General features: G+C 67.6%; 22 protein-coding genes. 16 read left to right on the top strand and 6 right to left on the bottom strand.

The window, feature by feature from the left end; genetic code table 11:
* Nucleotides 1–135 precede the first annotated feature (135 nt).
* From EV675_RS22315 to EV675_RS22285, 7 genes are read left to right on the top strand one after another with little or no spacing between them, the layout of a single operon-like run.
* Complete coding sequence (locus EV675_RS22315) at nucleotides 136–1113, top strand: sulfate ABC transporter substrate-binding protein (RefSeq protein ID WP_165404724.1); 978 nt, start codon at nucleotides 136–138, stop codon at nucleotides 1111–1113.
* A gap of 23 nt (nucleotides 1114–1136) precedes the next feature.
* Nucleotides 1137–2000, top strand: coding sequence for a sulfate ABC transporter permease subunit CysT (cysT, locus tag EV675_RS22310; protein WP_242621565.1), 864 nt, complete (start codon nucleotides 1137–1139; stop codon nucleotides 1998–2000).
* On the top strand, nucleotides 1997–2896 hold the full coding sequence (gene cysW / locus EV675_RS22305; RefSeq protein ID WP_130359898.1) for a sulfate ABC transporter permease subunit CysW: 900 nt from the start codon (nucleotides 1997–1999) through the stop codon (nucleotides 2894–2896). The genes cysT and cysW overlap by 4 nt, the downstream gene beginning before the upstream one ends.
* Nucleotides 2897–2918: 22 nt before the next feature.
* On the top strand, nucleotides 2919–3977 hold the full coding sequence (locus EV675_RS22300; protein ID WP_130359896.1) for a sulfate/molybdate ABC transporter ATP-binding protein: 1059 nt from the start codon (nucleotides 2919–2921) through the stop codon (nucleotides 3975–3977).
* Between the two features lie 3 nt (nucleotides 3978–3980).
* Nucleotides 3981–4727, top strand: coding sequence for a phosphoadenylyl-sulfate reductase (locus tag EV675_RS22295; RefSeq protein WP_130359894.1), 747 nt, complete (start codon nucleotides 3981–3983; stop codon nucleotides 4725–4727).
* 3 nt (nucleotides 4728–4730) lie between these two features.
* Nucleotides 4731–5645, top strand: coding sequence for a sulfate adenylyltransferase subunit CysD (cysD, locus tag EV675_RS22290; protein WP_130359892.1), 915 nt, complete (start codon nucleotides 4731–4733; stop codon nucleotides 5643–5645).
* A complete protein-coding gene (locus EV675_RS22285; RefSeq protein ID WP_130359890.1) occupies nucleotides 5645–6967 on the top strand; it encodes a sulfate adenylyltransferase subunit 1 in 1323 nt (440 codons plus the stop codon). Before cysD ends, EV675_RS22285 begins: the two co-directional genes overlap by 1 nt.
* Nucleotides 6968–7039: 72 nt before the next feature.
* Here EV675_RS22285 and EV675_RS22280 read toward each other — a convergent pair whose 3' ends face one another.
* The 4 genes from EV675_RS22280 to EV675_RS22265 form a co-directional block, all read right to left on the bottom strand.
* Nucleotides 7040–7387, bottom strand: a complete 348-nt coding sequence (locus EV675_RS22280; protein ID WP_130360318.1) for a YbaN family protein — start codon at nucleotides 7385–7387, stop codon at nucleotides 7040–7042.
* Between the two features lie 38 nt (nucleotides 7388–7425).
* Nucleotides 7426–9570 carry an ATP-dependent helicase gene (locus EV675_RS22275; RefSeq protein WP_130359888.1) on the bottom strand — a complete coding sequence of 715 codons (2145 nt, stop codon included), beginning with the start codon at nucleotides 9568–9570 and terminating at the stop codon, nucleotides 7426–7428.
* Nucleotides 9571–9620: 50 nt separating this feature from the next.
* Nucleotides 9621–10685 (bottom strand): porin, encoded by a 1065-nt coding sequence (locus EV675_RS22270; RefSeq protein WP_130359886.1) that lies wholly within the window; start codon nucleotides 10683–10685, stop codon nucleotides 9621–9623.
* 95 nt (nucleotides 10686–10780) lie between these two features.
* The gene (locus tag EV675_RS22265) at nucleotides 10781–11770 is read right to left on the bottom strand and encodes a Bug family tripartite tricarboxylate transporter substrate binding protein (protein WP_130359884.1); all 990 of its coding nucleotides are present in this window, start codon (nucleotides 11768–11770) and stop codon (nucleotides 10781–10783) included.
* A 262-nt stretch (nucleotides 11771–12032) separates the two neighbouring features.
* Between EV675_RS22265 and EV675_RS22260 the strand changes: the two genes are divergently transcribed.
* Complete coding sequence (locus EV675_RS22260) at nucleotides 12033–12689, top strand: GntR family transcriptional regulator (protein WP_242621541.1); 657 nt, start codon at nucleotides 12033–12035, stop codon at nucleotides 12687–12689.
* A gap of 3 nt (nucleotides 12690–12692) precedes the next feature.
* Here the strand turns inward: EV675_RS22260 and EV675_RS22255 are convergent, their stop codons facing one another.
* The gene (locus tag EV675_RS22255) at nucleotides 12693–13559 is read right to left on the bottom strand and encodes an alpha/beta hydrolase (RefSeq protein WP_130359880.1); all 867 of its coding nucleotides are present in this window, start codon (nucleotides 13557–13559) and stop codon (nucleotides 12693–12695) included.
* 112 nt (nucleotides 13560–13671) lie between these two features.
* Here EV675_RS22255 and EV675_RS22250 point away from each other — a divergent pair, with 112 nt between their 5' ends.
* On the top strand, nucleotides 13672–14814 hold the full coding sequence (locus tag EV675_RS22250; protein ID WP_130360316.1) for a PA0069 family radical SAM protein: 1143 nt from the start codon (nucleotides 13672–13674) through the stop codon (nucleotides 14812–14814).
* A 7-nt stretch (nucleotides 14815–14821) separates the two neighbouring features.
* Here the strand turns inward: EV675_RS22250 and EV675_RS22245 are convergent, their stop codons facing one another.
* Nucleotides 14822–15268, bottom strand: coding sequence for a TM2 domain-containing protein (locus EV675_RS22245; protein ID WP_130359878.1), 447 nt, complete (start codon nucleotides 15266–15268; stop codon nucleotides 14822–14824).
* A gap of 127 nt (nucleotides 15269–15395) precedes the next feature.
* On the opposite strand from EV675_RS22245, the gene rpsP reads away from it, so the two are divergent.
* The 7 genes from rpsP (at nucleotide 15396) to EV675_RS22210 (ending at nucleotide 19962) form a co-directional block, all read left to right on the top strand.
* Nucleotides 15396–15656 carry a 30S ribosomal protein S16 gene (rpsP, locus tag EV675_RS22240; protein ID WP_130359875.1) on the top strand — a complete coding sequence of 87 codons (261 nt, stop codon included), beginning with the start codon at nucleotides 15396–15398 and terminating at the stop codon, nucleotides 15654–15656.
* Between the two features lie 7 nt (nucleotides 15657–15663).
* A complete protein-coding gene (rimM, locus tag EV675_RS22235; protein WP_130359873.1) occupies nucleotides 15664–16272 on the top strand; it encodes a ribosome maturation factor RimM in 609 nt (202 codons plus the stop codon).
* A 48-nt stretch (nucleotides 16273–16320) separates the two neighbouring features.
* Entirely contained in the window at nucleotides 16321–17094 is a 774-nt protein-coding gene (gene trmD / locus EV675_RS22230) for a tRNA (guanosine(37)-N1)-methyltransferase TrmD (RefSeq protein WP_130360314.1), read from the top strand.
* Nucleotides 17095–17216: 122 nt separating this feature from the next.
* Complete coding sequence (rplS, locus tag EV675_RS22225) at nucleotides 17217–17600, top strand: 50S ribosomal protein L19 (RefSeq protein WP_130359871.1); 384 nt, start codon at nucleotides 17217–17219, stop codon at nucleotides 17598–17600.
* A gap of 144 nt (nucleotides 17601–17744) precedes the next feature.
* On the top strand, nucleotides 17745–18527 hold the full coding sequence (locus tag EV675_RS22220) for a CoA pyrophosphatase (RefSeq protein ID WP_130359869.1): 783 nt from the start codon (nucleotides 17745–17747) through the stop codon (nucleotides 18525–18527).
* A 67-nt stretch (nucleotides 18528–18594) separates the two neighbouring features.
* On the top strand, nucleotides 18595–19590 hold the full coding sequence (locus EV675_RS22215) for a CobD/CbiB family protein (RefSeq protein WP_130359867.1): 996 nt from the start codon (nucleotides 18595–18597) through the stop codon (nucleotides 19588–19590).
* A gap of 120 nt (nucleotides 19591–19710) precedes the next feature.
* Nucleotides 19711–19962 (top strand): hypothetical protein, encoded by a 252-nt coding sequence (locus EV675_RS22210; RefSeq protein ID WP_130359865.1) that lies wholly within the window; start codon nucleotides 19711–19713, stop codon nucleotides 19960–19962.
* Nucleotides 19963–19974 lie beyond the last annotated feature (12 nt).

The following is a 19974-nucleotide window of genomic DNA, read 5'->3' as shown; positions in this document are numbered from 1 at the left end:
GTGGAATAAGTAACCATCCAAGATGTCGTTCCCAAGCAAGGGGCTTGTGACCGACCATGCATTCCTCGAAAAGACGGAATGGAGCCTCGGATGGCCGGATTGCTGGGAAGGACCCTGGGTGTTGCCGTGCTGGCCATGGCGGCCGCCGTGTCGCCTGTTGCGGCACAGCAGAAGCAGACCCTGCTGAATGTTTCCTATGATCCGACGCGTGAACTGTACAAGGATCTGGACAAGGCCTTCGCGGCCGAATACAAGAAAAAAGCCGGTGTCGACCTGACCATCCGCCAGTCCCATGGCGGCTCCGGCGCCCAGGCGCGCTCGGTCATCGACGGCCTGGAAGCCGACGTGGTCACGCTGGCCCTGGCCTACGACATCGATGCCCTGCATGCACGCGGCAACCTGCTGCCCGCCGACTGGCAGAAGCGGCTGCCGCAGAACAGCTCGCCGTACACCTCCACCATCGTGTTCCTGGTGCGCAAGGGCAATCCCAAGGGCATCAAGGACTGGGGCGACCTGATCAAGCCGGGAGTCTCGGTCATCACGCCCAATCCCAAGACCTCGGGCGGCGCGCGCTGGAACTACCTGGCGGCCTGGGCCTATGCCCTGAAGCAGCCCGGCGGCAGCGAGGCCAAGGCGCGCGAGTTCATCGCCGAGCTGTTCAAGCACGTGCCCGTGCTGGACAGCGGCGCCCGCGGCGCGACCACGACCTTCGTCGAGCGCGGCCAGGGCGACGTGCTGCTGGCCTGGGAGAACGAGGCGCTGCTGTCGTTGAAGGAACTGGGCCCGGACAAGTTCGACATCGTCGCGCCCTCGCTGTCCATCCTGTGCGAGCCGCCCGTGGCGGTGGTCGACAAGAACGTCGACAAGAAGGGCACGCGCCAGGCGGCGCAGGCCTACCTGGAATACCTGTACACCAAGGACGCACAGGAGATCATCGCCAGGAACTATTACCGTCCCCGCAATCCCGAGGTGGCCGCCAAGTACGCGTCGGCCTTTCCCAAGGTGAACCTGATCACCATCGATGAGGTCTTCGGCGGCTGGCAAAAGGCCCAGAAGACCCACTTCGAGGATGGCGGCACGTTCGACCAGCTCTACCAGCCGGGCAAGCGTTGAAGGCCTCCATCTCCACCCTCGGCATCCTGCACCCGCCCGCGGCCAGGCCCAGGCGGGCGCAGCGTTTCGGCGTGCTGCCCGGGTTCGGGCTGAGCATGGGCTTCACCGTGTTCTACCTGAGCCTGATCGTCCTGATCCCGCTGTCCACGCTGTTCTTCAAGAGCGCGACCCTGGACTGGCAGACGTTCTGGGCGGCGGTGACCGCGCCCCGCGTTCTGGCCTCGTACCGGCTGACCTTCGGCGCCGCGCTGCTGGCGGCGCTGGTCAACCTGGTGGCCGGCCTGGCCGTGGCCTGGACGCTGGTTCGCTACGAGTTCCCGGGCAAGAAGATCGTCGATGCGCTGGTAGACCTGCCGTTCGCGCTGCCGACCGCGGTGGCGGGTATCGCCCTGACCGCGCTGTACGCCTCGAACGGATGGATGGGCCGCTGGCTCGAGCCGCTGGGCATCAAGGTGGCGTACACGCCGCTGGGCGTGGTGGTGGCGCTGATCTTCATCGGCCTGCCGTTCGTGGTCCGGACGGTGCAGCCGGTACTGGAGGACGCCGAGCGCGAGCTGGAAGAGGCCGCCGCCAGCCTGGGCGCCAGCCGGCTGCAGACCTTCCTGAAGGTCCTGTTGCCCACGATCCTGCCCGCCTTGCTGACCGGCTTCGCGCTGGCTTTCGCGCGCGCCGTCGGCGAGTACGGATCGGTGGTCTTCATCGCCGGCAACATGCCCATGGTGTCCGAGATCACGCCGCTGCTCATCATCACCAAACTCGAACAGTACGACTACGCCGGCGCGGCCTCGATCGCGCTGGTCATGCTGCTGCTGTCCTTCGTGCTGCTGCTGTTCATCAACCTGCTGCAGTGGTGGCAGGCGCGGCGCGGCCTGGGGAAGAACGTATGAGTACCGCCAACCGGCCCGTCCACCTCGATGAGCCCGCCTGGGTGCGGCGCCTGCTGCTCGCGGTGTCGCTGGGTTTTCTCGCGCTGTTCCTGCTGCTGCCGCTGGCCGTGGTGTTTTCCGAGGCGCTGAAGAAGGGCTGGGAACTGTATGCCGAGGCCCTGATCGAGCCCGACGCGCTGGCCGCGATCCGGCTGACGCTGCTGGTCGCGGCCATCGCCGTGCCGCTGAACCTGGCGCTGGGCGTGGCGGCGGCGTGGGCCATCACCAAGTTCCAGTTCCGCGGCAAGCAGGCGCTGGTCACGCTGATCGACCTGCCGTTCTCGGTCTCGCCGGTGGTCGCGGGGTTGATCTATGTGTTGCTGTTCGGCGCGCACGGCTGGCTGGGCCCGCTGCTCAAGGCCTACGACCTGAAGGTGGTCTATGCCGTCCCGGGCGTGGTGCTGGCCACGCTGTTCGTGACCTTTCCCTTCATCGCCCGCGAACTGATCCCGCTGATGCAGGCCCAGGGCAGCGAGGAAGAACAGGCGGCGCTGACCCTGGGCGCCTCGGGCTGGCAGATGTTCCGCCGCGTGACGCTGCCCAACATCAAATGGGGCCTCCTGTACGGCGTGATTCTCTGCAATGCCCGGGCCATGGGAGAATTCGGAGCGGTATCGGTGGTATCGGGCCATGTCCGCGGCCTGACCAACACCATTCCGTTGCACGTGGAAATCCTCTACAACGAATATGCATATCAAGCCTCGTTCGCGGTTGCCTCGGTGCTCGCGCTGCTGGCCCTCGTCACGCTGGTCCTCAAGAGCGTGGTCGAATGGCGCAGCGGCCGGCAGCTCAAGGACCAGGCGCTCCCCTCCGAATTTCCAGGCGCCGCGCCGCTGCAACTGAAGGCGGCCGGCTGACCGTCCCGGGAAGGTAAAAGACATGAGTATCGAAGTTCGTCATCTCTCCAAGCGTTTCGGAAACTTCCACGCCCTCAAGGATGTGTCCCTGCACATCGAGTCGGGCGAACTGGTCGCGCTGCTGGGGCCGTCGGGCTGCGGCAAGACGACCTTGCTGCGCATCATCGCCGGGCTCGAGACGCCCGATGAAGGCAGCGTCTATTTCTCGGGCGAGGACGCCACCGACGTGCACGTGCGCGAACGCCAGGTCGGCTTCGTGTTCCAGCACTATGCGCTGTTCCGCCACATGACCGTGTTCGAGAACGTGGCCTTCGGCCTGCGCGTCAAGCCGCGCGGCCAGCGGCCCTCCGAGGCGCAGATCAAGGACAAGGTCCACCAGCTGCTGAACCTGGTTCAGCTCGACTGGCTGGCCGATCGCTATCCCTCGCAGCTCTCGGGCGGGCAGCGCCAGCGCATCGCGCTGGCGCGTGCGCTGGCCGTGGAGCCGCGGGTGCTGCTGCTGGACGAGCCGTTCGGCGCGCTGGACGCCAAGGTGCGCAAGGAACTGCGCCGCTGGCTGCGGCGCCTGCACGACGAACTGCATGTGGCCAGCGTGTTCGTCACCCATGACCAGGAAGAGGCGCTGGAAGTGGCGGACCGGGTGGTCCTGATGAACTCCGGCCGCATCGAGCAGGTGGGCACGCCCACCGAGGTCTGGGAGCGGCCCGCCACGCCCTTCGTCTACGGCTTCCTGGGCGACGTCAACCAGTTTCACGGCCAGGCCCATGCCGGCGTGCTGCATGCCGACGGACTGACCATCTCCACGCCCGACCTGGCCGATGCCCAGCACGCCAAGGCCACGGCCTACATCCGGCCGCACGAATTCGACGTGCAGCGCTACAGCGACGGCGACATCGGGCTGGTCACCACGTTCAACCGGGCCTATCTGTCGGGGCCCAGCGCCTACCTGGAACTCACCCGCCAGGGTTCGGACCAGCCGGTCGAGGTGGAACTGCCCGCCGAGGTCTTCCGCCAGCTCGACCTGAAGGGCGGCGAGGCGCTGGTCGCCAAGCCGCGCAACGCGCAAGTCTTCCTTACCTGAGCCATGGCCGCCGTGACCGCTTCTTCCTTCCCGTCGCAACGCTGGTCCGAACTGCTCGACCGGCTGGGCGGCATCGCCCGCGCGCATGCCGACGTGGCGCTGGCCTCGTCGCTGGCCGCCGAGGACATGGTGCTGACCCACGCCATCCTGGATGGCGGGCTGCCCATCGAGATCTTCACGCTGGACACCGGCCGGCTCAACGCCGAGACCGTCGCGATGATCGATCGCATCGCCGGGCGCTACGGCCGCGCCATCGGCGTCGTGCGGCCCGATCCTGCCGCCGTCGAGGAATACGTTGCCGCCCACGGCCCGAACGCGTTCTACGAAAGCGTGGACCTGCGCAAGGCCTGTTGCGAGATCCGCAAGGTCGCGCCGCTGCGGCGGGTGCTGGCGGGCCGCAGCGCGTGGATCACCGGGCAGCGCCGCGAACAGGCCGTGACCCGCGGCGAGCTGCCGCTGGACGAGCCCGATCCCGTGTTCGGGCTGCACAAGTACAACCCGCTCGCGCTGTGGACCCAGGAAGAAGTCTGGGCCGCCATCCGCGCGCTGGACATTCTCTACAACCCGCTGCACGACCGGGGCTATCCCTCGATCGGCTGCGAACCCTGTACCCGCGCCATCCGGCCCGGCGAGGACCTGCGCGCGGGCCGCTGGTGGTGGGAATCGTCCGACTCCAAGGAGTGCGGACTGCACGCCGGCAACCTGTCGGCCATCCCGGTCTCCGTCGTCACAACCAAGCAACCAGGCTGAATCATGCCCGCTATCCTGAACACCACGCGCAGCCATCTCGACTGGCTGGAATCCGAAGCCATCTTCATCATGCGCGAAGTCGCGGCCGAATGCGCCCGGCCCGTGCTGCTGTTCTCCGGCGGCAAGGATTCCTGCGTGCTGCTCAGGCTGGCGGAGAAGGCCTTCCGGCCCGGAAAGTTCCCCTTCCCGCTGATGCACATCGACACCGGCCACAACTTCGACGAGGTCATCGCCTTCCGCGATGCCCGCGCCGCCGAACTGGGCGAGCAACTGATCGTGCGCAGCGTGGAAGACTCCATCGCGCGCGGTTCGGTCGTGCTGCGCAAGGAAACCGATTCGCGCAACGCCGCGCAGGCCGTCACGCTGCTGGAGGCGATCGAGGAATTCGGCTTCGACGCCTGCATAGGCGGCGCCCGCCGGGACGAGGAAAAGGCGCGTGCCAAGGAGCGCATCTTTTCGTTCCGCGACGAGTTCGGCCAATGGAACCCCAAGGCTCAGCGCCCCGAGGTCTGGAATCTGTACAACACGCGGGTCCACGCCGGCGAGAACATGCGCGTGTTCCCGATCTCGAACTGGACCGAGCTGGACGTGTGGCAATACATCGCGCGCGAGAACCTCGCGCTGCCGTCGATCTACTACGCGCACCAGCGCGACGTGGTCCGGCGCAAGGGCCTGCTGGTGCCGGTGACGCCGCTCACCCCGCCGCAGGACGGCGAGTCGATCGAGAACCTGACGGTGCGCTTCCGCACCGTGGGCGACATCTCGTGCACCTGCCCGGTGGCCTCCGAGGCCGCGGATCCGCTGGCCATCATCGCCGAGACGGCGGTGACGGACATCACCGAGCGCGGCGCCACCCGCATGGACGACCAGACCTCGGAAGCCTCGATGGAGCGCCGCAAGAAGGAAGGATATTTCTGATGAACGCCATGACCGATTCCGCATTCTTCTCCGCCGCCGACAAGGGCGTGCTGCGCCTGATCACCGCCGGTTCGGTGGACGACGGCAAGTCGACCCTGATCGGCCGGCTGCTGTACGACAGCAAGGGCATTTTCGCCGACCAGCTCGACGCGATCTCGCGCGCCAAGTACAAGCGCACGGTGGGCGACACCATCGACCTGTCTCTGCTGACCGACGGCCTGGAAGCCGAGCGCGAGCAGGGCATCACGATCGACGTGGCGTACCGCTATTTCTCGACGCCGGTGCGCAAGTTCATCATCGCCGATGCCCCCGGGCACGAGCAGTACACGCGCAACATGGTGACCGGCGCATCCACGGCCGACGTCGCGATCATCCTGATCGACGCGACCCGGGCGGCGGACGGCCAGTTGCTGACGCAGACCAAGCGCCACAGCACGCTGGCGCACCTGCTGGGCATCCGCCACATCGTGGTGGCGGTCAACAAGATGGACCTGGTCGACTGGGACCGCGAGGTGTTCGAGCGGATCCGCGAGGCCTATGCGGCGCTGGCCGCGAAGCTGGGCATCGCCGGCTTCCACGTCCTGCCGCTGTCGGCGCTGACCGGCGACAACGTCGTCGGCAAGTCCGGCCGCACGCCCTGGTACCAGGGGCCGGCCCTGCTCGAACTGCTCGAGGCGCTGGAGGCGCGCGCGGATGATTCGGGCAAGGCCCTGCGCTTCCCGGTGCAACTGGTCGCGCGTCACGGCGGCGACCGGGCCGACGATTTCCGCGGCTACATGGGGCAGTTGGCCAGCGGTTCGCTGGCCGTGGGCGATCGCGTGCTGGTCCAGCCTTCGGGCGTGGCGGCGACGGTGAAGTCGCTGGTCGTTCACGGTGGAGAAGTGGAAGGCGCCATCGCCGGCGATTCCGTCACCGTCGTGCTGGACGAGGACGTGGACGTCTCGCGCGGCGACGTGCTGGTGCACGCGTCGGCGCCGGCCTTCGTCGCGCGGCAGTTCCAGGCCGAGATCTGCTGGCTGGATACGCAGGCCCTGAATCCCGCGCGCAAGTACCTGCTCAAGCACGGCACCCGCCTGACCTCGGCCAAGATCAAGTCGGTGCTGGCGCGGCGCGACATCCACGAACTCGCGGAGGTCCCGGCGGCCGACACGCCGTTCGCGATGAACGACATCGGCCGCGTGGAAATCGCCACCCGCGATGCACTGGCGCTGGATGCCTACGACGACATCGCGGCCACCGGGGCATTCATCCTGATCGACGAAGCCACGCACCAAACGGCCGCGGCCGGATTGATCCGGCAGTCGCCCCCCTCTACGCGCTGACGCGCGCCCCCCAGGGGGCGATGCGGGTGGACCGGCAAAGCCGGATCCACCGCATCCTGGAGAACTTGGAAACTATCGGAATGGTTCCGGCCGTCGCCATAGCCACACGGCTACTGTCAGCATGACGGCGGTGGACAGGCCGGCGGCCCAGCGCGGCACCGGGGCGATGAACAGGATGGCGGCGCACAGGGCCATGGTAAGGGTGGCGCTCCATTTGGCGCGGCGGCTGACGGAGCGGTCGGTGCGCCAGTTGCGGATCATGGCGCCGAAGACCGGGTGGCGTTCCAGCCAGGCCAGCAGGCGGGGCGATCCTCGCGCCGCGAACCAGGCGGCCATCAGGATGAAGACCGTGGTCGGCAGGCCGGGCACGAAGATGCCGACGACGCCCAGCGCCAGGCACAGCAGCGCCGCCAGCAGCATCAGGCCGCGAACGACGATGCCGGGATCGGATGCGGGTTTCACGGCCGGCCCGGACCGTCGGCGGCGGGCAGCCACTTGGCGAAGAGCCGGCGCGGCATGGCCGGCGAGATCCACCACTTGCGCTGCACGCTGTCCCACTGCGCGCCCAGTTGCTTGGCCGCGTCCTTTTCGCCGTAGGGTACGTCCAGGTAGACGCGAGGAGGCGTGGCCGGCGCCGCCGGGGCGGCGGGCCGGGCGCGCGCGGCCGCGCGCGCCGCTGGCAGGTCCAGCGCGCGGATGAAATGGCTGTCGTGGCCCTGCGGCGTGTACAGGAACAGCTTCTCGCTGGTCCGCGTCATGGCGACGTAGAACAGCCGGCGTTCCTCGGCCGGATCGGCGTGCGCCTGCGGGAATTCGCCGTCGGCGATGAAGGGCATGTGCACGAAACGCCATTCCTTGCCCTTGGCGGCGCGCGCGGTGGTCACGACCAGCGGTTGCCGGTTTTTCTTCAGCGCGCCGCTGCGGCGCTGGGCCTGGTGCAGGTGGTCCAGCAGGCCGGCGGCATCCAGGCCGGTGGTACGCGCGTAGGCGATGAAACCATCGATGGAGCGGGTGACCGCCTGGGCGTCCAGCCGGTGCACGAACAGGCGCCGCGTGGCGTCGGCCAGTTGCAGCTGCGCCGCCGCGTGGGCCAGCAGCTCGCCCGCCGACAGCGAAGATGCCTGGGCGATGAGATGGTCGCAGACCTCGGCGAAGCGGGCGCGCCAGCGGCGGGTGGCCGGGCCCACGGTTTCCTGCGCGTCGGTGGTGCGGCTGAGCCGGCCGCTGTAGAAATAGCGGATGGTCTCGGGGTCGGTGGCGATGGTGCGTTCGGCGTCCGCCCACTCGCTTTCCGTATAGTCCAGTCCCGCGAACAGGCCCAGCGCCCGCAGGATGGCCTTGACGTCGCCGCGGTCGCGCACGGGTGCCATGGACAGCCTGGCGATGTGCAGGATGCCGCGCAGCATCAGGATCTCGATGCGATCGAGATAGCTCTGGCAGCCGTCCATGGCGTAGGGCAGGCCGCGGGCGATCAACGCGTTCTCCAGGGCGATGCTTTGATGCGCGTCGCGCAGCACCACGGCACAGTCGGCCAGGCTGTGCGCGGCGCCCGACTCGACCAGGCCCGCCAGCGCGTCGACCACCTGGCGGCAGCAGTCGTCTTCCGGCGCCTTGCCGTAGCGCACGATCTCGACCTCGGTATCTTCCGCCCGCCCGGACTGGAAGACCTGGGCCGTCAGGGCCTGGGCGCACGCGCCCAGCGTCGCGCCGCAGCGGAACGAGTTGGTCAGCGGCAGGCGGCGCGTGCCGGGGAAAAGATGCTCGAAGGCCTCGCCCATGTAGCGGGGGTCGGCGCCGTTCCACGAATGGACGACCTGTTCCTTGTCGCCGGCCGCGATGATGCGGGTGCGCGGGCCGGCAAGCTTGCGCAGCAGGCTGATCTGGGCGGCGTTGGCATCGTGCCATTCGTCCGCCACGACCAGCGCGGGGCAGGGCAGGGGCACGATCTCGCCCAGCTCGTCGGCAATGGCCAGCACGTCGGTGACCAGATCGTGCTCGCTCTGGAACGCGAAATGGCCGGCATCGATCCGGCGCAGCCGTTCGTAGGTGCGGCAGATCGACAGCAGTCCGCGCGGCAGGTCGAGTTCGTCGGCCAGTTCCGCGTCGGAGGCATCCCCGAAGCGGGCGAAGGCCAGCGTGCCCTTGAGCCGGGACAACTGGTTGATCACGATTTCGGCATGCAGGTTGTTCAGGTCGTAGCCGTATTCCCGGTCCGCCTGCGGATCGGCGGCCGCTTCCTCGATGGCCTCGAACACGCAAGGCCGCATGGCCTCGGCGTCGGGCAGGTAGTCCAGGGCGCCGTCGATCAGCCCCTGCCCCTGCCAGTCGGCCAGCAGCCCGCGCGCGAACTCGGCATAGGTGGCGACCCGGATCGAACGCGACGCGCCGGCCTGCGCCAGGCGCTGCAGGAAGACCTGCCGGGCGGCCTCGGTGAACACCAGCGCCAGGATGCCGTCGGCCGGCGTGCCCTGGCGCTCGCGATAGGCCACGCACTGGGCCAGGGTCGTGGTCTTGCCCGAGCCGGCCACGGCGTCGATCAGCAGGAATTGGCCGGCTTGCGAAACGATCTGCCGCTGTTCCGGCGTCAGCAATAGGGAACTCATGGCCGGAAGTGTAAACCGCCGGCCTGAGTGCGGACAGTTCGCCGCGGCGCTCAGAACTGGTGGTTGATACCGACGCTGAACGCGCGGTTGCCCGCCGTCATGTTGCCGATGTCGTTGGCGTTCCACACCCGGTAGAAGCCCGTGGGCGAGGTGTTGGAGGCCTTGTTGTCGATATAGGCGTACGACGTGTACAGGCTGGTGCGCCTGGACAGCGAATAGACGTAGCCGATCGCGTATTGCTGCGCGTCGAAGTTGTCGGCCGACCGGTCGTTCTTGTTGATGTAGGAAAGAATCAGCCGCCCCTGTCCGATCGGGACCACGGCGCCCACCAGGATGTCCTGGGACTTGTAGTTGGGGGTGCCGGGCACGATGGCGCCGCGGCTGACGACGTAGTTCAGGTAGCCGATCACCGGGCCGAAGTCGTAGCGGATGCCCAGGAAGGTTTCCTTCGCGTCCTTGCCCGGACCGTTCGCGTCCTTGGCGTTGGCGTAGGCGATCTTGCCGCGCAACGGTCCGCGCACGTAGCCCAGCGCGGCGCCGTACTGGTCGTTCTGGCCGCCGTTCGTGGTTTCGCCCGGCGCGTACGAGGCTTCCAGTTCCAGGCCGTGCAGCGATGGCGAGTTGTACTTGACCGCGTTGTCGAAGCGATTGCTGCCGCCGCGCCCGCCGGCCGAGATCAGGTTCGCCGACGTGCCCGCCATGCCGGTCGAGAACGGGTCGAGTTCCGCCTGGGCCACGGCCAGCGTGGTGTATTGCCGGCCCAGCGTCAGGCGGCCATAGGGCGTGCCCAGCCCGACCAGCGCCTGCCGGCCGAACAGCGTGCCGCCCTGGCCGGACATGCCGGTGTCCATCAGGATGCCGGCCTCCAGCGCGAAGAACGCGCTCAGGCCCGAGCCCAGGTTCTCCTGGCCGCGGAAACCCAGGCGCGAGCCGGACATCATGCCGCTGGTGAGTTTGTTGCGCGAGCCGTCGGCCGCGCCGCTTTCATGGACGAAGCCCATGTCGGCGATGCCGTACAGGGTGACGCCCGTGGTCTGGGCGTGGGCGGAGCCCGCGCCCGCCAGCAGGCAGGCGAACGCGTACCGCTTCATGGTGGTGTGACCGACCTTGAACATTGTTGTCTTCCAGAGGAGAAAGCGTGTCCGTGCGGGGACACGGCAGGGGAGGGGCGCGCGGCCTGCCCCCCGGCAGCGCCGCGCGCGCAGAAAGCTCAGTTGGCCTGGATGCCGAATTCCTTGATGATGCGGGCGTAGCGCGTGTCCTCGGCGGCGATGCGCCGGGCCAGCGCGTCGGGCGTGCCGCCCGTGGGCGTGAGGCCCATGACCGCCGCGCGGGAAACGATGTCCGGCATCCTGATGATCTCGTTCACCGCCGCGTTCAGCTTCTGCACGACCTCGGCCGGCAGCCCGCGCGGCCCGAGCAGGGCCTGCCAGGCCCCGACCTCGACGTTCTTGTAGCCCAGCTCGGCGAAGGTGGGGACCTCGGGCGCGAAGGGCGAGCGCTGCGGGTCGGCCACGGCCAGCAGGTGCAGCTTGCCGTTGGCGACGTACGAGGTGATGGGGCCCAGGGTGGTGTACATCAGCGGGACTTGTCCGCCCACCAGGTCGACGATGGCCGGCGCGCTGCCGCGATACGGGATCTGGTTGATCCGGGTGCCGGCCGCCTTGTCGAACAGCTCGGCCAGGATGTGCATGGGCGATCCCGAGCCGGGGCTGGCATAGCTTTGCAGCGTGCCCGCTTTGACGCCCGCCACCACGTCCTTGACCGACTTCACGCCGGATTGCTGGGAACTGGCCAGGAACAGCGATTGGGTGCCGATCTCGGCGATGGGGGTGAAGTCGGTCCGGGCGTCGTAGTCGGCGCCGGTGCCGGGCTTGAGCACGTGGGGCACGATGGCCAGCGTGTTGGGCGCCAGCAGTAGCGTGTAGCCGTCGGCGGCGGAGCGGGCCACGTAGGCGCTGCCTATCGAGCCGGCCGCGCCGCTGCGGTTCTCGACCACGACGGGCTGGCCCCACCTGGCGCTGAGCTTCTCTCCTATCCAGCGGGCCAGCACGTCGGTATCCCCACCCGCGGGATAGGCGACGATGATTTTCACCGGTTTGTCGGGATAGCCGGCCGCCACGGCGGAGGTGGCCAGCGCGGCGAGGGAAACCGCCGCGGCGAGGGCGGCGAGCGTGGTGCGTCTTGCGAAATCGGTCATGGCCATCCCTGTAAGTCCGGGTAATTTATATGAACGTCTTAAAATATAAGAAGTGTGGAAAATATAAATTATTTGGTGTTGTATGAATTTAGGGAAAAACCCTGGCCCTCTGCGAACCACCGATGAAACAAGCGCATAGGCTAAAATTTATGAATAACGGATTTTGTATATATTCAACCGTCGTCGGAGCGGTACCCTCATGCGATCAGCCGAAACGCCCGCCCAGGTCCGGACGCCTGCCCCCAAGGCGCCTTCGGAGACCATGTCCGAACGGGCGTACCAGCACCTGCGCGCCGACGTGATCGCCGGCGCGCTGGCGCCCGGCCAGAAGCTCAGGCTGCAGGCCTTGCAACAGCGCTACGAACTGGGCATCAGCCCCATACGCGAAGCCTTGATGCAGTTGTCCGGCGAAGGCCTGGTCAGCAACGACGGCCAGCGCGGCTTCAGCGTGTCCCCGCTGTCCCGGGAGGACATGCTCGACCTGATGCATGCGCGCACCTCGGTCGAGACGCTGCTGCTCCAGGACGCGATCGAGCATGGCGACGACGATTGGGGCGCCAGCATCACGGCCGCCTACTACAAGCTGACGCGGGCGCGCCTGCCGCAGGATCCCAACGACCTCGTGGCGGTAGAGTTGTGGGAAGCGGCCCACCGGGGTTTCCACGCCGCGCTGCTGGCCGCCGCGCGGTCCAAGTGGCTGATGCGCATCGACGAACAATTGATCGATCATTCCGAGCGCTACCGCCGGATCCGCCTGGCCTATACGTCCTCGGCCCAACAGCTCGAGGATGACGTGATGAGCGAACACGCGCAGTTGATGGAGGCCGCCCTGGCCCGCAACGCCGGCCTGGCCTGCGAGCTGCTGCGCAGCCACCTGATGCGGACCGCGCAGGTGCTGGGCGAGCGTTTCGCCGGATAGGCGCTAGCGGCAGGTCCGCGCCACCAGCGACTCCAGCTGCCCGTACCAGTCGTGGGCGGGGTCGGCCAGCGCCAGATGGGTGTCGAAGTGATCGAGGCCCGTCCAGGCGTGCAGGCCGGCGTCGGCGGGCTGGCGCTTCAGCAGTTCGTGCATGCGCGTATTGGCGCCGATCACGCGGGCGCTGTCCCGTTCCCCATAGCTCGACACCATAGGCACGAGGTTGCCGGCGGTCCAACTGATGGCGCTCATCAGCGTGTCTTCGCACGGCCGTTCCAGCAGGGTGGCGTAGACCCGTTCCTCCAGGCTGCCGGGCCCGGGGCAGGGGTGGTGCAGGTCCATGACGCCGCTGATGGGCAGGCAGCCACGGACGTCGCCGGGCGGTACGCCCGCCCGCTCCAGCGCCGGCTTGCGCAGGGCCGCCATCGCGGCGGTGCCGCCTCCGGCCGAGTGCCCGGCCAGATAGAGATTCCGGCAATCTCCCCCCCACCTGCCCACGGTCCGCCGCAGTTCGCCCAGCAGCAGGACGGCGTCGTCGTAGGCGGCGGGCAGCCGGTGGCCGGGCGCCAGCCGATAGGTGGGCGCGACCAACACCAGCCCCCGCCGGATCACGGCCTCGGCCATGAAGTGCACATATTCCTTGTAGCCATTGGTCCAGCCGCCGCCATGCCAGAACACCAGCACCGGCGCGCCGCGCATGCCATCGGCGGCGAACACGTCATAGCGGTGCTGCGGATCGGGTCCATAGGCCTGGTCGCGGGCGCGCAGGGAACGGGCGTCCAGGCCTCGGGCCCATTCCAGCACCGTGTCTTCATAGCGCTGCGCGGCGGGAAAAGGCAGGGGAGGCTGCGGAGTGAGCGGGGCGTGGTTCATGATTCGTCTCGTAAATTTCTAATTAATTATAGAAATTATATATTTTTAGGAAAATATTTTTTGTTGTGTGAGGTGGAGGCGATTGTGTCTCGATGCTGTATGGATATACAGTATTTCGGTGGAAAACGATGATCTGCCGCAAGACGGCTACCCCCAGGCTCCCCCCGTACCGCAGCGCGGACGCGGCGCCGTTCTCAACGTCAGGCACCGCTTCGAGGGCGACCGGCGCGACGCGGTCGACGATGGCTGGGCCACCCCGGAAGAAGAACCTCCCCCGCTCAGGACCGAGGTCGCCATCGAGCGGGCGCGCAAGATCCTGTCCCGCAACGATTCGCCCGACATCCCCTTCGACCGCGCCATCAATCCTTACCGCGGCTGCGAGCACGGCTGCGTCTATTGCTTCGCGCGGCCCACGCATGCCTACCTGGGCTGGTCTCCCGGCCTGGATTTCGAGACCCGCCTCGTCGCCAAGGCCAATGCGGTCGAGGCGCTGCGGGCTGAACTGGGGCGTCCGGGCTACCGGGTGGACGTCATCAACATCGGTTCGGCCACCGACGCCTACCAGCCCATCGAGCGCCAGTGGAAGCTGACGCGGGGGCTGCTGGAACTGCTGCTGGAAACCCGGCACCCCGTGTCGCTGGTCACCAAGGGCGGGCTGGTCGCGCGCGACGTCGATCTGCTGGCGAAGCTGGCGGAATTGAAGCTCGTCGCCGTCTATGTCTCGGTCGCCACGTTGGACGGGCGCGTGGCGCGGACGCTCGAGCCGCGCGCGGCGGCGCCGTGGCGGCGGCTGGAGGCGGTCCGGACGCTGGCCGGCGCAGGCGTGCCGGTTGGCGTTTCGCTGGCGCCGGTCATCCCCTTCATCACCGACGACCATATCGAGCACGTATTGGAGGCGGCCAAGGAGGCGGGGGCACGGGCGGCTTTCTACACCATGCTGCGCCTGCCCTGGGAGGTCAAGGACGTGTTCTCGGACTGGCTGCAGGCGCACTTTCCCGACCGCAAGGCCAGGGTGCTGCATTGTCTGGAGGATCTGCGCGGCGGCAAGCTCAACGACGCGCGTTTCGGCAGCCGCATGCGTGGCCAGGGCATCTGGGCCGACCTGGTCGCGCAGCGTTTCGGGCGCGCCGCGCGCCGGCATGGGCTGGCGGACCGGCGCATCGAACTGGATACGGGGTCGTTCAGGCCGCCGGCCCGCGAGCCCCGGGGTGGAGAACCTCCGGTCGATACGCGCCAGATGCCGCTGTTCGGCTAGCTGGCGATCAGGCGGGGATGCCCTCGAACAGGCTCTGGAACAGCAGCACGATGCCCAGCATGAGGATGGCGGTGCCCACGGCCAGCGTGATGCCGGCCACCAGGACCGGCCCCCAGCCGGTGCGCGACTGCCGCGCCTGGCCCGCGTTGTATCGGGCATCGAACTTGGCATCGGAGGTCAGGCACAGGACGATGGCCTCGATGAAGCCCGCGACGGCCGGGACCAGGAACAGGAAGAAGGCGGGATGGAAATACCATGCTTCGCTACGCAGCGCGGTGCCTATCATGATCAGCGAGAACAGGAGGACGATCCAGCCATGCCGGCGGCCCAGGTACCACCAGTGCGCGCCGGCCCAGCCCAGCACGGCGGCCAGCAGTCCGGCCACGGTTTTGTGGCGGAATCCTCGGGTCGGCGGGGGGATATGGGACGTATCGTCTGCGGAAGAGGTGGGCATGTGGTGGGAATCCATCGTAGAAGACCTTGATTTTGAAGGACTTTACCGCATCCTTGCTTGCTAGGCCTAGCAGGCCGGGCTATACTTTAGGGCTTTTCTCAGTTCAACTTTTTCCAAGGAATTACCTATGGTGGTGATTCGTATGTCCCGCGGCGGCTCGAAGAAGCGCCCCTTCTACAACCTCGTTGCTGCCGATTCGCGCAATCGCCGCGATGGCCGCTTCATCGAACGCGTGGGTTTCTACAACCCCGTTGCTTCCGAGGGTGAAGAAGGCCTGCGCATCGCGCTCGACCGCGTCGAGCACTGGACCAAGAACGGCGCCCAGCTGTCGCCGGCCGTGGCCCGTCTCGTCAAGGAATACGGCGCCAAGGTCGCGTCGGCTGCCTGATTTCGTGGTGTCCGCTGCGTCCACGGGGTCCGGTAGCGATCCCGCCCTTCCCGCCGACCTCGTCGAGGTCGGGCATGTGGCGGAGGCCTTTGGCGTGCGCGGCGGTCTGAAGATCCAGCCGTACTCGGCACAGTCCGAAGCCTTGTTGGGCAGCCGCGCGTGGTGGTTGCGCAAGGGAGCGGAGGTGCGCCGTATCGAAGTGGTCGACGCCAAGCGCCATGGCGCAGTGGTGACGGTCGCTTTTCCCGGCGTGTCCGACCGGGACCAGGCCCTGGCCTGGAAGGGTTGGACGGTGCTGGTGCCGCGCAGTCAGTTCCCCCGGCTCGCGGAAGGCGAGTTCTATTGGGTGGACCTGATCGGCTGCGAATTGACGGGCAAGGATGCCTCGGACCGGGAAGTCGTCCTGGGTACGGTGTCGGAAGTCAGCGACAACGGGGTGCATGCGATCCTGCACGTGGCCTGTGTCGAACCCGTGGCTCCCGGCCTGCCGACGCAGCCGCTGCTCGATGCGCGCGGCAGGCAGCGCGAGACCCTGGTGCCTTTCGTCGACGCGTATATCCGCGGTGTCGATCTGGACGCCAAGCGCATAGACAGCGATTGGCCCGAGGGTTTCTGACCCGTCGGGCGTGAACAGAGGGCTTGGGCCCGGGCCATGGACGAGATGTTGCGGTTCGACGTGATCACGCTGTTCGGCCCGATGTTCGAGGCCATCAGCCAGCAGGGCGTGACCGGCCGGGCGCATGCGCAGGGCCGGTGGCAGTTGCAGGCCTGGAATCCGCGCGACTTCACGGTGGACGTGCATCGTACGGTGGACGACAGGCCCTATGGCGGCGGACCCGGCATGGTGATGCGGGTCGAGCCTCTGGAGAAAGCCGTGTGCGCGGCGCGCGACCAGCGCGCGCAGGCCGGCTTGCCCGAGGCGCCGGTGGTGTTGCTGTCGCCGCAGGGGCGGCGTTTCGACCAGGCCCAGGCTCACGCGCTGGCCGGCGGAACGGGCGCCATCCTGGTGTGCGGCCGCTATGAAGGCATCGACCAGCGGTTCATCGACCGCTGGGTGACGCAGGAAGTGTCGCTGGGCGATTTCGTGCTGTCCGGCGGGGAAATCGCCGCGATGGCGATGATGGATGCCGCGGTCAGGCTGTTGCCCGGTGTCCTGAACGACGACGAATCGGCCGTGCAGGACTCGTTCAACGAGCGGTTGTCCGGCCTGCTGGACTGTCCGCACTATACTCGGCCGGAAGTCTATGACGGCCAGCCGGTGCCCGACGTACTGTTGTCCGGGCACCATGCCAACATCGAGCGTTGGCGGCGCCGGCAGTCGCTGGAAGCGACGAGCGGCAAGCGCCCCGACCTGATCGAGGCGGCACGCGAGCGCGGCTGGTTGAGCCGCGACGACGAGAAGTTTCTGTCCGACCTGCAAAGGGAGGACAAGCGCTGACCGCCCCGGCGGACAGCGTTGCAGCAAGCCTGTCGGGCATGAGTCCGGTGGGAGTTCCCATCCTCTGGTAGCGGTGCCATCAAAAGCAGAACCGCCACGTATGATGGTCATTGGAGATAGAAATGGACCTGATCCAAGTCCTCGAGCAAGAAGAGCTGGCCCGCTTGACGGCCAACAAGACCATCCCCGAATTCGCCCCCGGCGACACCGTGGTGGTCAACGTCAACGTGGTTGAAGGCACCCGCAAGCGTGTCCAGGCATACGAAGGCGTGGTCATCGCCAAGCGCAATCGTGGCCTGAACTCGTCGTTCATCGTCCGCAAGATTTCGTCGGGTGAAGGCGTGGAACGTACGTTCCAACTGTACGCGCCGACCATCGCGTCGATCGAAGTCAAGCGTCGCGGTGACGTGCGCCGCGCCAAGCTGTACTACCTGCGCTCCCGTTCGGGCAAGTCGGCCCGGATCAAGGAAAAGCTGGTTCGCAACACGCCTGTTGCCAAGGCTTGATTCCCGCGGTACTGCAAGATGGGCGCCCCCGTGTGGGGCGCTTTTTTTTCGCCGCCGCGCAGCGGCAAGCGTGGGGGCCGCCAGCGGGAGTATGCTCTAGCCATGCCGACAACGACGGCGTTTTCGCCGGGATTTCCGTTTCACATGTCATCATCCATCTCGACCGATCAACCTAGCGACGCTCCGGCAGACCAGATCGACGATACGCCGGAGGAAATCCAGCCCGATTCCCTCGCCCCGCCAGTCCTGCGCCCGCCGCAGCGCCCGGCCTTCGATCCCGTCGCCCAGCCATGGGTCGCCAATCCGGGCGGACTGGCGGCGGTGCCCGGGACGCGCCTGACACCGATGGCGCTGCGCGACCGCTTCGCCGCGCCGCCCATCTGGACGCCGGATGCGCAGGACATCAATCCGGCGCGCGCTGCGGACCGGTCCCTGCGGCTGGCGTCGGTGCTGGTACCCATGATGCTGCGGCCCGATGGCATCCAGGTCATGCTGACCCAGCGCACCGCGCACCTGCACGACCACGCCGGCCAGGTCAGTTTTCCGGGCGGGAGGGTGGAGCCCAGCGATACGTCGGTAACGGATGCCGCGCTGCGCGAGACCGAGGAAGAAACCGGCCTGCCGCGCGGGCTGGTGGAAATCATCGGGCAGCTGCCGGACTACTTCACCGGCACGGGGTTCCGTGTCGTGCCGCTGGTGGGGCTGGTGCGCCCGGATTTCGCGCCGCGTCCGGATCCCTTCGAGGTGGCCGAGGTCTTCGAGGTGCCGCTGAGCTTCCTGATGGATCCGTCCAATCATCGGCTGCACAGCGCCGCATTGCCGGCCGGCGGCCTGCGTTCCTATTATTCGATGCCATGGAAGCAGTTCTTCATCTGGGGCGCGACGGCGGGCATGCTGCGCAATCTCTACCAATTCCTGCGCGCCTGACCCCGTGCCGTCCTCGCGTGTGCGAGGGATGATGCAAAATCATGGCTATGCAATCTAGAATGCGCTCATGAGCTTCTTCGCACTCCTTCTTGCCTTTCTTGCCGAACAAGTCCGGCCCCTGCCGCGTTCCAACGCCGTCCATGAAGCCGCCCGCGCCGCCTGCCGGTGGGCCGGCCATGCGCTGGACGCGGGCAGCCGCGGCTATGCCGTGCTGGGCTGGCTGCTGGTGGTGGTGGTTCCCACCCTGGCGATATGGCTGATCGGGTCGCTGGCGTGGTCCGTGCACCCTGTTTTTTCGCTGATCTTCCACGTGGTCGTCCTGTGGTTCACGCTGGGGTTCCGGCAGTTCAGCCACCATTTCACCGAGATCCAGTTCGCGCTGGCTCGGGGCGACGTCACGCTGGCGCGCAGCCATCTGCAGGAGTGGCTGCGGGCATCCGGCGACACCGTGTCCGCCGAGACCATGACCGTGCCGGAGATCTGCCGCACCGCGATCGAGGAAGGCGTGGTCGCCTCGCATCGGAACGTCTACGGCGTGCTGTTCTGGTATGCGCTGCTGCCCGGTCCGTCCGGCGCCGTGCTGTACAAGCTGGCGGGCATCGCGCGCCAGGAGTGGGGCGATCGCGCCGATGCCTTCGGCGAGGTGGCGCGCCGGGCCTTCTACCTGCTGGACTGGATTCCGGCCCGGATGACGGCGGTCGGCTTCGCCATCGTCGGCAATTTCGAGGACGCCCTGTACGGGTGGCGCCAGCGCGCCTCCAGCTGGGACGATCCCCAGCGCGGAGTGGTGGTCGAAAGCGCGGCGGGCGCGCTGGGCGTGCGCCTGGCGCCGGTCTCGGGCAAGTGGCAGCCGCCGGCCGAGACCGTCGATCCCGACCTGGTCGGGCCGGTCCAGCCGGCCTCCGCCGCCAGCGAGTTCACCGCCGCCGCCGAGGCCCCCGACGAGCCCGCTCGGCTGCCCGATCCGGCCACGCTGCATGCGGCGGTGGGGCTGCTGTGGCGGGCGGTGGTGCTCTGGATGGCGCTGCTGTTGCTGCTGTCGCTGGTGTCCTGGGCATCCTGAGACCTGGCTGGCGGCGGGCCATGCATGGCGGCGCCGTGCCGCCATGCTGCACTGCATGAGGCCAGGCGCGGTTTCCGGCGCTATAGTGGCCCGGTCGAACTGACCGGAGCGGGGCCAGCCATGTTCTCTTTCCAATATTGCCCGAATCGCACTTCCCGTGTGCTGGAAGTGGAGATAGACCCGCTGCAGCGTGGCCCGGGCACGTGGGATGTCAACTGCAAGATCTACGAACAGAGCGAGGGCAGGCGGCTGTTGCTCGGGCCGACGCTGGCGCTGCGCGACATTCCGGCCCAGTCCGAGCAGGAATGCCTGGACGAGGCCGAGATCCGCATCGCTGACGAAATCGAGAACGACCGCTGGTTCAAGCTGTAGCGACTGGCGTTT

Origin of the sequence: Pigmentiphaga kullae (assembly GCF_004216695.1) — a bacterium.
Classification (GTDB): domain Bacteria; phylum Pseudomonadota; class Gammaproteobacteria; order Burkholderiales; family Burkholderiaceae_B; genus Pigmentiphaga; species Pigmentiphaga kullae.
This window is presented reverse-complemented; position numbering and strand designations above follow the sequence as displayed.